The following is a 13385-nucleotide window of genomic DNA, read 5'->3' on the forward strand; positions in this document are numbered from 1 at the left end:
GAACCCGCCTCACGCTCTAACCCCCGTCCGATCCTGCTCGGGTAGGGTGCGGCCATGATCCAGGCCCGCCGCCCCCCGTCGACCGCTGAGACCGGGGGTGGATATGCGGCTGCTGCTCGTTGAAGATGACGCCCGCATCGCGCTGCCCACGGCGCGCGCCCTGCGCGACGCTGGCCACGAGGTGCAGACCGCGCCCGATGGCGTCCAGGGCCTGCACGCGGCGCGCTCCGGCGGCCACGACGCCCTGCTGCTCGACGTGATGCTGCCGGGGCACAGCGGCTTCGAGCTGGCGCGGATTCTGCGCGAGGAGGGGGCGCAGACGCCGATCATCTTCCTGACGGCGCGCACCGGGCTGAATGACCGGGTCGAGGGACTGGATCTGGGCGGCGACGCCTACCTCACCAAACCCTTCGAGTTGCCCGAACTGCTCGCGACCCTCCGGGCCGTGGTGCGGCGCGGGGAGAGTGCCCGCAGCGCGCGGGTGAGCTTTGGTGACGGCGCCGGTCTGCTGGACGCGCGTCACCGCCAGGTCTGGTGGCGGGGCGAGGCCATCGGCCTCACGGCGCGGGAATATGCCCTGCTCGAGACGCTGGTGCTCGCTCAGGGCCGCTGGTTTACCCGGGAGGAACTGCTCGCCCGGGTCTGGGGGCCGGACTTCGGCGGGGAGGCGCGGGTGGTGGACGTCTATATCAGCTACCTGCGCCGCAAACTCTCGCCGGACGCGCTGAACAGTGCCCGCGGCCTGGGCTACCGGCTGCCGTGAAGATCCGCACCCGGCTGGCGCTGGGCGCCGGCGTTCAGACCGCGCTGGTGGTGCTGCTGGTGGCCGCCGCCCAGTTCCTGACGCTGCGCTCCTTCCTGGCGGTGGCCGAGTACGAGCGGCTGGAGATGCTGCTGCCGCGCCTGGAGCAGGAGCTGGCCAGCCGGCCGCTGGGCACCGGCGCGCCGCTGGAGATCCAGGCCCTGCCCCGCAACGTGGACGTGCGGGTCTGGCAGGGTGGGCGAGTCGTGGCCCAGACGCCGGCCTTTCCCCCGGTGCCCCGCACGCTGCCGCCGGGCTACCAGGCCAGCGCCGGCCATGACGTGCTGGTGGCCTCGGTGACCCTGAACGGCCGGCCCGCCACCGCCCAGCTCGCCAGCGACGTGCTGGGGGTGGTCAACCCGCTGCGCGCCTACCTCCGCGCCCTGACGGTAAGCGCGCCGGCGGCGGCACTGCTGGTGGCGCTGCTGAGCTTCTGGCTGGCGGGGCGCCTGCTGCGGCCCCTCACCGAGCTGGAGCGCGCCGCAGAGGGGGTCGGCCGGGAGGGCGATCTGCGCGCGCCGCTGCCCGGCGCCCGGGGCCGCGATGAACTGGGCCGGCTGGCCGGCGTGCTGCAGACGACCTTCGGGCAACTCGCCGAGGTGCGCGAGCGCGAGGCAGACTTCACGCGCGCGGCGGCCCACGACCTGCGCTCTCCTCTGGCCGCCCTCAAGATGCGCCTGCAGGGCGCGCTCAGTGGGCCGCGCACCCCGCAGGAACTGCGCAACGAGCTCGCGGAGGCGCTGACCGACGTCGAGCGGATGCGCCACCTGACCGATCATCTGCTGCTGCTCGCGCGCGGGACACGTGAGGTGGAGCGCGCGCCCCTGAGCCTGGCGCATCTGGCCGGCGAGGTGGTCGACCGCGCCCGTGAGCACGCGCCAGAGGTGCCGCTGGAATTCGAGGCCAGGGGGGACACCACCATCCTGGGCGACGCCGCGCTGCTCACCCACCTGATCGACAACCTGGTGGGAAACGGGATACGGCATGGGCGGGGCGCGGCCATGCAGGTGGCGGTGCGGGAGAGCGGCGAGACGGCTGTGCTGGTGGTCAGCGACGCGGGGCCGGGGGTGCCGCCGGAGGTGCTGGGCCGCCTCACGGAAGCGTTCTACCGCCTGGACGCGTCGCGCAGCGGGGAGGGCAACGGACTGGGCCTGGCCATCGCCCACCAGATCGCGCAGGCGCACGGCGCCCGGCTGACCATCGACAACGGCCTGTCCAGTGGTCTGAGGGTGAGCGTGGTGTTTGACCGCGGTCTCCCTGGCGCCGAGCCCCCCCACTGAGGGGGCGCCCCATTCTTACCCCTGTGTAATAGGAATCATTCCCAATACGGGCATGACCCAGACCACCACCCCAGATCAGAGTTTTATCCTCCAGAAGATCCAGCCCGCCCTGCTCGGGCTGATGGACGGCTCGGTGAGCACCCTGGCCCCGATCTTCGCCACCGCCGGCCTGACCGGCCGACCCATCGACGCCTTCTTCGTCGGCCTCGCGGCGTCCGTGGGGGCCGGCATCAGCATGGGCCTGGCCGAGGCCCTGAGCGACGACGGCGTGGTCTCGGGACGCGGCACGCCCCTGCTGCGCGGAGCCATCACCGGGGTCGCCACGGTGATGGGCGGCATGCTGCACACCCTGCCGTTCTTGCTGCCGGATCTGCGTACGGCCCTAAGCCTCTCGTACGGGGTGGTGGTGCTCGAGCTGCTCATGATCGCCTACGTCCGCTGGCATTTCATGCGCTCGCCGCTGGGCCAGACCATCGTGCAGGTGATCCTGGGCGGCGGCGTGGTGTTCGCCGTGGGGGTGTGGCTTGGCACCCTGGGGGCGCGGCCATGAGGGGCTCACGGTTTCTTCAGGCCGCTGTTTCTCTTACCGTCACCCAACACTGCAGGCCTGTGATGCAGGCGGGAGCCCTGTCCTCCGCCCTCCACCCACCGCCCTTTTCCCCACCCAGGAGTACACTGATGAAATCCCCGCTCAGCCACTGGCTCGGCCTCCTGCTGCTCGCCGGCATCGCCTGGATGCACTACCGGGACGTGCCCGGCAAGCTCGGCGAGACGCCCTATCTGGGCTGGCTGTACATCCTGCTCGTCGCCGGCTGCGCGGCCGCCGGGGCCTGGCTGCTGTCCAGCGCCTGGCGCGCGGGCTACGGCTTGGGCCTCGTGATCTCGCTCGGCGCCATCGTCGCCTACTCGCTGACCCGCAGCACCGGTCTCCCACAGGCCACCGGCGACATCGGCAACTGGGCCGAGCCGTCTGGCGTGATCTCCCTGCTGCTGGAGGGGGCCTTCGTGGTGCTCGCCCTCGTGCAGCTGAGGAGTGCGCAGGGGAGCGCCGCCGTTCATCCCGTCACCCCGTCGACCGACCGCCAGACCTGAGTCCGCCTCTCCCCGGCCCTCCACCCGGCCGCCCCTGCAGGAGTTCTCGCATGACCAGCACCCTTCCCGTCACCCCCGCCATCCTGCGCACGCCCAGCGATCTGAAGGCCGAAGCCGTCGCCGCCATCGTTAAGGCCCTCAACCCACTCATCGCCGACGCCTTCGCCGTCTACCTCAAGACCAAGAACTTTCACTGGCACCTCTCAGGCAGCCATTTCCGCGACTATCATCTGCTGTTCGACGAACAGGCCGATCAACTGCTCGCCAGCACCGATCCGCTGGCCGAGCGGGTGCGCAAACTGGGCGGCACGACCCTGCGCTCGGTCTCGCACGTTGCGGGGCTCCAGACGCGCCCGGACAATACCGCCGACGTCGTGGCCCCACTGGACATGCTGCTCGAGCTGATGGACGACAACCGGGCGATCGCGGCCAGCATGCGCCGCGCTCACGAGGTCTGCGACGAGGGACGCGACTACGCCACTGCCAGCCTGCTCGAGACGCTGATCGACGAGACCGAGCGACGCACCTGGTTCCTGTTTCAGGCCGCCCAGGGCCTGGAACACACCCAGTAACCCCCCTGGGGCCGGGGCGGCGGTCGATCGGTCGATCTCTGCCTGCCCCGCCCCGCTCCACCAGCAGGAGGCCCGCACATGGCCAAGAAACCCACCAAGCAAGATGACCTCGCCCGCAACGTCACTCCGCCGGGTACCCGCCTGACCGATAACCTCGGGCACGCCATCAGCGACGACCAGAATTCCCTGACGGCCGGGCCACGGGGCCCGACGCTGCTGGAAGATTTCCTGCTGCGCGAGAAGATCCACCACTTCGACCACGAGCGCATCCCTGAGCGCGTGGTGCATGCCCGGGGTGCGGGGGCCCACGGCTACTTTCAGCTTGACACGTCGCTGGCCGAGTACACCCGCGCCGAGGTGCTGACCGAGGTGGGCGTGCAGACGCCGGTGTTCGCGCGCTTCTCCACGGTGGCCGGCTCGCGCGGCTCGGCCGACACCGCCCGCGACGTGCGCGGCTTTGCGGTGCGGATGTACACCTCCCAGGGCAACTGGGACATCGTGGGCAATAACATCCCGGTGTTTTTCATCCAGGACGCCATCAAGTTCCCGGATCTGATCCACTCGGTCAAGCCCGAGCCCCACAACGAGATTCCCCAGGCCGCGAGCGCCCACGACACCTTTTACGATTTCATCTCGTTGACTCCCGAGGCCATGCACATGCTGCTGTGGGTGCATTCGGATCGGGGGATTCCCCGCTCCTTTTCCATGATGGAAGGCTTCGGCGTCCACACCTTCCGGCTCGTGAACGCCCGGGGACAGGCGCACTTCGTCAAGTTCCACTGGAAGCCTGCCCTCGGGGCCCACTCGCTGGTGTGGGACGAGGCGCAGAAGATCGCCGGCAAGGATCCAGACTTCCACCGCCGCACCATGTGGGAGACCATCGACCAGGGCGGCACGCTCGAGTGGTCGCTGGGGGTGCAGGTCTTCACGGCCGAGCAGGCCGCCCGCTGGGACTTCGACGTGCTGGACGCCACCAAGCTCATTCCCGAAGACCTGGTGCCGGTGCGCCGGGTGGGCCGGCTGGTCTTGAACCGCAACCCCGACAACTACTTCTCGGAGACCGAGCAGGTGGCCTTCATGACCACCAACGTCGTCCCGGGCATCGACTTCAGCGACGATCCACTCCTGCAGGGCCGCAACTTCTCCTATCTCGACACGCAGCTCAGCCGCCTGGGCAGCCCCAACTGGCCGGAACTGCCCATCAACCGGCCGCTCGTGACGGTGTCCAACAACCAGCGCGACGGTCACATGCGCCAGACCATCAACCCCGGCCGCGTCTCGTACTTTCCCAACACCCTGGGAGGCGGTCAGCCGGCCGGGGTACCGGCAGCGCGCGGGGGCTTCGCGACCTTCCCCGAGCCTGTGGGCGGCGTGAAACTGCGCGCGCGGCCAGAAAGCTTCTCCGACCACTACGGCCAGGCCCGGCTGTTCTGGAACTCGCAGGCACCGATCGAGAAAGAGCACATCGTCAAGTCCCTTCAGTTCGAGCTGAGCAAGGTGGACACCCGCGCCATCCGTATGCGGATGCTCGATCACCTCGAGCAGATTCACCCCCTGCTCGCCTCCCAGGTCGCGCTGGCGCTCGGCGAGAAGGCGCGGGCCAGTGAGCATGCGGTGCCCGGCGGGAGCGCGGACGCGGCGGCCGAGACCCGGCTGCTGGCCGGCGCCATCGCCCGGCCCACCGCCTCGGGCAAGCTGCTGCGGGCCACGGCGCTGAGTCTGGAAAGTGGCCAGCCCAAAACGCCAAAGGGACGCAGGGTGGCGATTCTGGCGGCCGACGGGGTCAGCGCCGAGCACGTGGCGGCCGTGCAGCGCGCCCTGAAGACCGCCGGCGCGGGCGCCGACGTGGTGGGCCTGCACCTCGGGGAACTGGGCGGCGGCGTCAGCGCCACCAAGACCCTGGGCAACACGGACGCGGTGCTGTACGACGCGGTGCTGATTCCGGGTGGAGCGCGCAGCGCCCAGGCCCTGAGCCAGCAGGGAGACGCCCTGGCCTTCCTGGCCGAGGCCTACAAGCATGGCAAACCCGTAGCGGCGCTGGGAGAAGGCGTCGAGGTGTTGTCCGCCTCGGAGATCGGCCGCGCGGTGCGGGACACCCCACCGGCCGCCCCCGCCGCGTCCGCCGGCGACGCGGTGCAGCACCTGTCCGAGGTGGGCAGTGCCCGGCGGCTGACCGGCGCCGGGAGTACGGCCCTGGCCGAGCACGGCATCTTCGTCGGCACCAATGGTCAGCTCGAGTCGGCGCTGGGCCGCTTCGTGACGGCGCTCGCCGAACACCGCTTCTGGGGCCGCCCCCGACTGGGCCAGGTTCCGGTCTGACGGCTGTTCCGGGGGTGGGTCCCGTTCGCCCCCACCTCTACCCCTTCAGTGTTCCCGAGGTGAACCATGCGCAATGATCCTGACGTCTCCACGCGGCGTTCAGTGCTGCGGTCGCTGGCCGCCGGCGGTGGCCTGCTGGTCACCAGCTCCCTGGCCGAGGCCGCCACGCGGCCCACCCTTCCCTGGCCGGGGTCGCTGCTCGATCAGGCCGCGACCTCAGGGGCCCGGCGGCTGACCCTCTACCATCACGTCCTGAGCGGGGCCACCTTTCAGATCCAGAGCGAGGCGGCGCTGCAGCTGCGAATCATGGCCCTCACCCTGCACCGTCACCTGCAGGCCGCGCAGGCGTTGGGCGGCCGGACGACCATCACCCGGTTTGCCTTCCCGGCGGCGGTGCTGGGCGACGCGGGCCTGTTCGTGTCGTGCGCCCAGCAGGCCGAGGTTGACGCGACCGACGCGGCCCTGGCGCTGACCCGCACCTTTGCCGAGCAGGGTCACCCGGCATTGGCGGCGTTGTCCGCGTGGCTGGCCGCCAGCGCCGCGCAGCATCAGGTGACGCTGGCCCACCTCGCTGGACTCCAGCCCACGCCGCTCAGGCAGGCGCCACGTCGCGAGGTGACCCGGCCGGCTCCCCGGCTTTGGGGGGGCGCACCTGACCTGGCGCTGCGGTTTCCCTCGCCCGAAGAACTGAGCGCGACCCTGGGGAGCTGGGGCGGATGAGCCACGGGAAAACGAGAGATGTCGCCCGCTCCGAACCGGGCACGCCCCGTCTTCTTGCACCGTCAGCCATGCCGCCACTCCCCAGCGCCGACGCCCAGACCCTGCGGGCCGTCTCGCAGGCCGCGTTCGACCTGGCCCGCGCAGGCGACGCCCCACGGCTCCAGGCCCTGCTGGATCGGGGACTGCCGATCAACCTGCGCAACGAAAAGGGGGATACGCGCCTGATGCTGGCGAGCTACCACGGCCACCGGGAAGCCGCCGGCACCCTGCTGGCACGGGGGGCCGACCCCAACCTGGCCAACGATCAGGGCCAGTCTCCCCTCTTCGGCGCCATCTTCAAGGGGGATCGACCTGTGGTGGAGCAGCTGCTGGATCATGGGGCGGACGTGAAGAGCGTCAGCCCGGCCGGCAAGACGGCCCTGATGATGGCGGCCATGTTTGGCCGCACCTCGCTGGTCGAGCTGCTGTTGCGCCGCGGGGCCGACCCGCATGCCCGTGACATTCAGGGACTGTCCGTGGCCCAGGCGGCCCGGCTGATGGGGGCCAGCGAGGCGGCCGAGCTGCTGGAGCGGCGCCGACCAGCAGGCGGTTGACGTTGCCATGACCGGAGTAAAGCCGTCACATGCGGCGTTCGTCTCCTCGTACCGCGCCCCATCTGGAGGGGCGCCGGCTCTACGCTCTTCTCTCTGGGTTGTCTGGCTCCCACTTGGCACTGCTGGCCTCCGGCGTCACCGCATCACACCGAAGGCCAGCAGCGCCAGGATGATTCCCCCGAAAACGACGCGGTAGATCGCAAAGGCCCGGAAACTGTGGGTCGAGACGTAGCGCAGCAGCCACGAGATCGACAGCAGCGCGGTCACGAAGGCCACCGCCGTGCCCAGCGCCAGGGCGGTGCCGCCGCCGGAGACCGTCCCCAGCGCATTCCGGGCCTTGTAGAGGCTGTACAGGCCCGCGCCGCCCAGCACCGGAATGCCCATGAAGAACGAGAAGGCGGTCGCCGTCACACGGTCAAGGCCGCTGAGCAGCCCACCCACGATGCTCGCGCCGCTGCGGGAGACGCCCGGGATGACGGCCAGAGCCTGCGCCCCACCGATGATGGCCGCCTGGCGCAGGGTCACGCGGCCCAGATCGGGCGCGCCGGGCGTCCCCGCCCCGGCCCCCGTGTTCTGGCCCGGGCGCCGGTCGTCCACCCACCACAGCACCAGCCCGCCCAGGATCAGTGACCCGGCCACCGTCAGGGGTGAGAAGAGCGCGGCCTTGATCGCCTGCTCGAACAGCAGGCCGATGACGGCCGCGGGGATGGACGCGATCACCAGGTTCAGCCAGAAACGCCGGGCCGCCGGGCGGCCCCGGAACAGCTGCGTGACCTGCTCCAGCAGAGATTTCCAGTAAAACCACACCACCGCCAGGATCGCGCCGAGCTGCACCACGATGGTGAAGACCTTGGCGGTGTCCTGGTAGCCGATCAGCCGCTCAGCGACGATCAGGTGGCCGGTGGACGAGATGGGAAGAAATTCGGTCAGGCCCTCGACCACGCCCAACACCACCGCCTGCACTTCAGGAGTCATGGGCCCGAGCGTAATCGGGGCGGGTATAAGGCCGGTATACCGGGCCGCGCTCCGGGGACGCGGGGCGGGGATGTCAGGCTGGACGGTGGCGCATTCACGATGCTGACGCCAGTCTTCTGGAGCGGCCTCTGCCCGGAGGGCGTGGCTTTCAGTGCGGCCTGAGACCGTCAAGCGCACCGTGTCCAGAGAGCTCGCTCAGCCCACCCGCGAGAGCTGGCCTGGACGAGGCCTGACCGGCTGCCCAGACGTGAACGATCCTGAGGCTGTTCGGGGGACAGTGTGGCGGCGGTGTGCCCTGGTGGTATACTTTGAAGCCAAGGAGGCCCGTGTGGCCAAGCCAAAAACCCACACTCAGTCTGGGAAATACGCAGTTGCGGCGCCTCAGACCAAGAAGGAAGCCCAGCAGCAGATCGCCACCCTGCTCCGCAAGAACGCCGAGTCCATGAAGGCGCTTGCTTAAAGTCGCATGGTACAACTATAGGCAGAGGGGTCGGCTTTTTCCGACCCCTCTGTTCGTCTTTGAGCTGCATGACGGCATTCTCGAAGAACATGGCGGCCCTCCAGGCTTCACAGACTGGGGACAGGTGAACAGTGCCCTGGCGGCTCCCATCCGGGCGTTCGACCTTCAGGAGACCTACCCAACATTCTTCTCGAAGGTTGCAGCATTGGGTTACCTCATCACCCAGAACCACGGATTCTCCGACGCGAACAAGCGAGTGACGCTCCTCACGATGGAAACCACCCTGGTCTGGAATGGCGAGTATCCCGGATGGTCTCAGGAGACCAAGGTAATGATGATGAAGCTCCTTAGCGCTGGATACCTGACCATTGACGGCCTCCGCTTCGCCCTCCTGGCGGCCTGCGGCTACGACGTGGATCAGTACCACGATCTCCATCATCACTGACCGGCGGCGCTTCACCGGTCGTCTCGGCTGTGTGATTCGCTGGCTGCTGCCACCACCACTGTTGATCGTGCGCCCGCTGTCGTGTGGGTCATCTGGAACCAGGGTGAGTCAACGTCGAGCGGAGCGAAGATGAGCAAAAGACCCCACAGGACGATGGCCCTCTATGCCAATCTCTCCACGGCACAGAGTGCCATCGTCCTCGTTCAGTTGGTCAGCGACGCCGCGTCGGGAATGGGAAGCCTCCTTGGGGTCGATCAGGCGGGCAGGGAACGCGGCGGCGCGGCCGGGCGCTCGAAGCGCACCCGGTTGAGAAGCAGCGCGTTGACCGTGACGATGACCGTGCTCGCGCTCATCAGCAGCGCGGCCCACTCCGGGCGCAGCAGGATGCCGTAGGTCGGATACAGCACGCCCGCCGCGAAGGGAATCGCCAGGACGTTGTAGATGGCGGCCCAGAACAGGTTCTGTTTGATCTTGCGGCGCACCTGCCGCGCGAGGGCGATGGCGCCGGCCACGTCCGCCGGGTTGTTCTTCACCAGGATCACGTCGGCCGTCTCGACGGCCACATCGGTGCCCGCCCCGATGGCGATGCCCACGTCGGCCTGGGCCATCGCCGGCGCGTCATTCACGCCGTCGCCCACCATCGCCACCACGCGGCCCTGTGCCTGGAGCGCCCTGACCTGCTCGGCCTTATCTCCCGGCAGCACCTCGGCGATCACGGTGTCCAGTCCGAGCTCACGGGCCACCGCCTCGGCAGTGTGCCGGTTGTCGCCCGTGAGCATGACCGTCTGCACCCCGGCGTCGTGCAGCGCCCGGATCCCCACCCGGGCGGTGTCCCGCACCCGGTCGGCCACCGCGATCACGCCGAGCGCCTGGCCGTCGGCGGCGGCATACATGGCGGTCTTACCGTCACCGGCCAGGCGCTCGGCGCTGGCCGTCAGGGCGGCCACGTCAATGCTCTCCCGGTTCATCAGCTTGAGGTTACCCAGCAGCACGCGCCGGCCCGTGACGGTGGCCACGACGCCGTACCCAGGGACAGAATCGAAGCCGTCCGGTTTCACCACGTCCAGGCCCCGCGCCTGCGCGCCCGCCACGATGGCCTCTGCCAGCGGATGCTGGGACGGCAGATCTGCGCTGGCCGCCAGACACAGCAGTTCCTCTTCAGTCGCCCCCGGCGCGGGAACGAGATCGGTCACCGCCGGTGTTCCTTCCGTCAGCGTGCCGGTCTTGTCAAACACCACCGTAGTCACGCCGGCGGTGGCCTCCAGTGCCGTGGCGTTCTTGAACAGCACGCCTTCCCGGGCACCTTTGCCGACGCCGACGGTGATGGCGGTGGGCGTGGCGAGCGCCAGTGCATCCGGGCAGGCAATCACGATGGCCGACACCGCCGCCGTCAGGGCAAAGACCGTGCTCTGGCCGAGCAGCACCCAGGCCAGGAAGGCGACCAGCCCCGAGCCCAGGGCCACGAACACCAGGTACTTGCCGGCCGTGTCCGCCAGCTGCTGGGCGGGCGCCTTGCTCGCCTGGGCGTTCTGCACCAGCTGCACGATGCGCGAGAGGGCCGTGTCGCGGCCCACCGCCGTGGCCCTGAAGGTGAAGGCCCCGTTCTGATTGACGGTGCCGCCGGTGACCCTCACCCCAGCGGTCTTGGCGACCGGGATCGGCTCACCGGTGATCATGCTCTCGTCGACATAGGAGCTACCCGCAATGACCTCGCCGTCCACCGGCACCCGGTCGCCGGGCCGCACCGCGAGTTCGTCGCCGACCACGACCTGCTCCAGGGGCACCTCGGACTCCTGCCCACCGCGTACCACCCGCGCGGTGGTGGGGGCGAGCCCCAGCAGCGCCTCGACCGCGCGGCCGGTGGCGAAGCGCGAGCGCATCTCCAGCCAGTGGCCCAGCAGCGAGAGGGTGGTGAGCATGGCGGCCGCCTCGAAGAAGACCTCCGCGCCGCCGAGGGCCAGGGTCGCGTAGACCGAGAAGCCCCAGGACACCAGGATCCCTGTGGCGATCAGGGTCATCATGTTCGCCTCGCCCAGGCGCAGTGCCCGCCAGGCCGCGCTGATGAAGGGCCAGCTGCCCCACCAGACCACCGGCGTGGAAAGCAGGAGGCCGAAGGCCGCCATCGACAGCCCGAAGGGGGGCATGGATCTGAAGCCCAGCGATTCTCCGATCGGGGAATACAGCACCAGCGGCACGGTCAGCAGGAGGCTGATCACGAAGCGGCGCAGCATGTCGCTCACCATGTCGGCCCCGTGCCCGGCGTGTTCGTCCTTACCCCCCTCGGCGTGGGTCATGGCGCCGTGGTCGTGGGCCATCGGGGCCGACATGGCCGAGTGATCGTGCGGTGTAGGTGAGGTCGGGGCGGCACCACTCTGGGCCTCAGGAATCGTGTGGCGGTTATGGCCCGGTGACGGCGTGGGGACGCCGGCCGTGGCCTGAATGTGCCCGGCATGGCCCTGGTGTTCCTGACCCAGACTCGGGTGACCGGGCTGAGCGGCGGAGGGCGCGCAGTCCTCGCAGACGCAGTCATAGTCGGCGGCGTGCAACTGGTGGCGCAGATCGGTTTCGGTCACGGCGGCCGGGTCGTAGCCCAGGTGCGCCACCGCGCGGGTGCGGTCGAGATGAACACTCTGTACCCCGGTCAGGCGCGCAAGGCGCCGCTCGAGGCCAGCGAGCTCAGAACCGTCATGGCAGCTGCGGAACGCCACCTCCAACACGCGGACGGACGGTTCGGTACCAGGGTGGTGGGCGGGGTCGTGAGGTCGTGTCATGGTCTCCCTGCTTTGCCGCGTCGCTGTGTACGGGCTGATCCTGTGAGCGAACGCAGCGGGTGTTGGCGTCGCGTTCAACCGCCTGAGGTTCGGGGGAGCATCGGCACGGTGGCCGGTGGTGCACACCGCGACCATCTCCAGGGCACACCCTATATCCCCCCTGGGGGGGTGTCAAGTCTGAAGCGAGACGATCGGGTAGATCTAAGCTTCCAAAGGTACAGAGGGCAGAGAACTAAGCATACTGATCTCTCTATCCCCTGTGGGGGGATAGAGAGATCAGTACCCGCCTGTTGGATCGGTACTGCCCTGGGCCGCTGGACTGGTTCTGGGAGAACGCCACGCGGCCCGGCCCTTAACACAACAGGAACACGGCCCCGGTAACGTACGGCCCGTGACGCCGGCGAAGTTCATCCCCCGACCCGGCCAAAGGCGGCCGGACGGGATCAGGCGGTTCGCTGGCAACGCCTGCCAGCGCCAGTGGGAGCCGCTGCCCCAGATCAGGACAGCGCCATGACGCTGGTGCGCGGGCGCCTCCTGGCATTCCTGATGGTGCTCCTGGTCGCGGCGCTGCTGATCCTGATCCGGCCCGATCTGAGGGCTGCCGCAGGCTGGCTCTACCAACGTGCCGCCGAACTGGGGGCCCGGCTCAGCGAACCGGTGGACGCCCTGCGGCTGCGCACCGGCTCCTCGCTGCTGACGCCTTTTCTACTGGGCCTGATGGGCGCGACGGCCCCATGTCAGCTCTCCAGCGGCGCGGCGGCGCTGGTCTACGTCGTGAGGGACGGCCGGGACGGGCAGCCGCACCGGCGGGCGGCGGCCTACCTGCTGGCGCGCGTGCTGGTCTACCTGGTGGGCGGCGGGCTCATCCTGGCCCTGGTCGGGGGGGCGGTGCCGGCCCCGGCGGAATTCTTCGTGGGGGTGCGGCGCGTGCTCGGCCCGCTGACGCTGCTCTCAGGCCTGATAATGCTCGGGGTGGTGCGCTGGAGATGGCTGCTCGGCGCGGGCCTGGCCGAGCGGCTGCGGGCGGTCTGGGCGCGGCGCGGCGGACTCTGGGGCGCCTTTGCCCTGGGGCTGGCCTTCAGCTTCAGCTTCTGCCCGACGCTCTTCCTGCTGTTCTTTGGCCTGACCCTGCCTCTTGCCCTGAGTGCGCCCTGGGGCGCGCTCTACCCGGCCCTCTTCGCCCTGGGCATGAGCGCGCCGCTGCTGATCTTGGTCGGGTTGATCCCCGCCCAGGGCGCTGGCAACCTAACCGTGCGTGCCCGCGCTCGCCGACTGGGGCGACTGGTTACGCCGCTCGCTGGCGCGGTGTTCGTCCTGACCGGCCTCTTTGACACCTTCGTGTACTGGTTCATGTGA

Annotated in this window: 13 protein-coding genes; 11 read left to right on the plus strand and 2 right to left on the minus strand. The window is 69.6% G+C overall.

From position 1 onward, the window contains the following. Positions 1 to 103 precede the first annotated feature (103 nt). The 8 genes from U2P90_RS18430 (at position 104) to U2P90_RS18465 (ending at position 7378) form a co-directional block, all read left to right on the plus strand. The gene (locus tag U2P90_RS18430) at positions 104 to 763 is read left to right on the plus strand and encodes a response regulator transcription factor (protein ID WP_322474826.1); all 660 of its coding nucleotides are present in this window, start codon (positions 104 to 106) and stop codon (positions 761 to 763) included. Further along, positions 760 to 2082, plus strand: coding sequence for a sensor histidine kinase (locus U2P90_RS18435; protein WP_322474827.1), 1323 nt, complete (start codon positions 760 to 762; stop codon positions 2080 to 2082). Before U2P90_RS18430 ends, U2P90_RS18435 begins: the two co-directional genes overlap by 4 nt. A 52-nt stretch (positions 2083 to 2134) precedes the next feature. Next, a complete protein-coding gene (locus U2P90_RS18440) occupies positions 2135 to 2632 on the plus strand; it encodes a VIT family protein (protein ID WP_322474828.1) in 498 nt (165 codons plus the stop codon). Positions 2633 to 2760: 128 nt separating this feature from the next. Continuing rightward, a complete protein-coding gene (locus U2P90_RS18445; protein ID WP_322474829.1) occupies positions 2761 to 3174 on the plus strand; it encodes a hypothetical protein in 414 nt (137 codons plus the stop codon). 50 nt (positions 3175 to 3224) lie between these two features. Further along, the gene (locus tag U2P90_RS18450; protein WP_322474830.1) at positions 3225 to 3746 is read left to right on the plus strand and encodes a Dps family protein; all 522 of its coding nucleotides are present in this window, start codon (positions 3225 to 3227) and stop codon (positions 3744 to 3746) included. Positions 3747 to 3824: 78 nt separating this feature from the next. Further along, the gene (locus U2P90_RS18455; protein ID WP_322474831.1) at positions 3825 to 6065 is read left to right on the plus strand and encodes a catalase; all 2241 of its coding nucleotides are present in this window, start codon (positions 3825 to 3827) and stop codon (positions 6063 to 6065) included. Between the two features lie 66 nt (positions 6066 to 6131). Continuing rightward, entirely contained in the window at positions 6132 to 6785 is a 654-nt protein-coding gene (locus U2P90_RS18460) for a hypothetical protein (RefSeq protein ID WP_322474832.1), read from the plus strand. Between the two features lie 68 nt (positions 6786 to 6853). Then, complete coding sequence (locus U2P90_RS18465; RefSeq protein WP_322474833.1) at positions 6854 to 7378, plus strand: ankyrin repeat domain-containing protein; 525 nt, start codon at positions 6854 to 6856, stop codon at positions 7376 to 7378. 135 nt (positions 7379 to 7513) lie between these two features. Here the strand turns inward: U2P90_RS18465 and U2P90_RS18470 are convergent, their stop codons facing one another. Beyond that, positions 7514 to 8353 (minus strand): undecaprenyl-diphosphate phosphatase, encoded by an 840-nt coding sequence (locus tag U2P90_RS18470; RefSeq protein ID WP_322474834.1) that lies wholly within the window; start codon positions 8351 to 8353, stop codon positions 7514 to 7516. 328 nt (positions 8354 to 8681) lie between these two features. Between U2P90_RS18470 and U2P90_RS18475 the strand changes: the two genes are divergently transcribed. After that, complete coding sequence (locus U2P90_RS18475; protein ID WP_322474835.1) at positions 8682 to 8813, plus strand: hypothetical protein; 132 nt, start codon at positions 8682 to 8684, stop codon at positions 8811 to 8813. Beyond that, the gene (locus tag U2P90_RS18480) at positions 8806 to 9258 is read left to right on the plus strand and encodes a type II toxin-antitoxin system death-on-curing family toxin (protein ID WP_322474836.1); all 453 of its coding nucleotides are present in this window, start codon (positions 8806 to 8808) and stop codon (positions 9256 to 9258) included. Before U2P90_RS18475 ends, U2P90_RS18480 begins: the two co-directional genes overlap by 8 nt. A gap of 254 nt (positions 9259 to 9512) precedes the next feature. Here the strand turns inward: U2P90_RS18480 and U2P90_RS18485 are convergent, their stop codons facing one another. Beyond that, positions 9513 to 12029, minus strand: a complete 2517-nt coding sequence (locus U2P90_RS18485) for a copper-translocating P-type ATPase (RefSeq protein ID WP_322474837.1) — start codon at positions 12027 to 12029, stop codon at positions 9513 to 9515. A 510-nt stretch (positions 12030 to 12539) separates the two neighbouring features. On the opposite strand from U2P90_RS18485, the gene U2P90_RS18490 reads away from it, so the two are divergent. Further along, positions 12540 to 13385, plus strand: coding sequence for a sulfite exporter TauE/SafE family protein (locus U2P90_RS18490; RefSeq protein ID WP_322474838.1), 846 nt, complete (start codon positions 12540 to 12542; stop codon positions 13383 to 13385).

Source organism: Deinococcus sp. AB2017081 (genome assembly GCF_034440735.1).
Classification (GTDB): Bacteria; Deinococcota; Deinococci; order Deinococcales; family Deinococcaceae; genus Deinococcus; species Deinococcus rufus.

Excerpts from the sequence above, each read along its gene's own strand:
- U2P90_RS18430 (WP_322474826.1), top strand. The coding sequence starts at position 104 with ATGCGGCTGCTGCTCGTTGAAGATGACGCCCGCATCGCGCTGCCCACG.
- U2P90_RS18440 (WP_322474828.1), top strand. The coding sequence starts at position 2,135 with ATGACCCAGACCACCACCCCAGATCAGAGTTTTATCCTCCAGAAGATC.
- U2P90_RS18445 (WP_322474829.1), top strand. The coding sequence starts at position 2,761 with ATGAAATCCCCGCTCAGCCACTGGCTCGGCCTCCTGCTGCTCGCCGGC.
- U2P90_RS18450 (WP_322474830.1), top strand. The coding sequence starts at position 3,225 with ATGACCAGCACCCTTCCCGTCACCCCCGCCATCCTGCGCACGCCCAGC.
- U2P90_RS18455 (WP_322474831.1), top strand. The coding sequence starts at position 3,825 with ATGGCCAAGAAACCCACCAAGCAAGATGACCTCGCCCGCAACGTCACT.
- U2P90_RS18460 (WP_322474832.1), top strand. The coding sequence starts at position 6,132 with ATGCGCAATGATCCTGACGTCTCCACGCGGCGTTCAGTGCTGCGGTCG.
- U2P90_RS18465 (WP_322474833.1), top strand. The coding sequence starts at position 6,854 with ATGCCGCCACTCCCCAGCGCCGACGCCCAGACCCTGCGGGCCGTCTCG.
- U2P90_RS18470 (WP_322474834.1), bottom strand. The coding sequence starts at position 8,353 with ATGACTCCTGAAGTGCAGGCGGTGGTGTTGGGCGTGGTCGAGGGCCTG.
- U2P90_RS18485 (WP_322474837.1), bottom strand. The coding sequence starts at position 12,029 with ATGACACGACCTCACGACCCCGCCCACCACCCTGGTACCGAACCGTCC.
- U2P90_RS18490 (WP_322474838.1), top strand. The coding sequence starts at position 12,540 with ATGACGCTGGTGCGCGGGCGCCTCCTGGCATTCCTGATGGTGCTCCTG.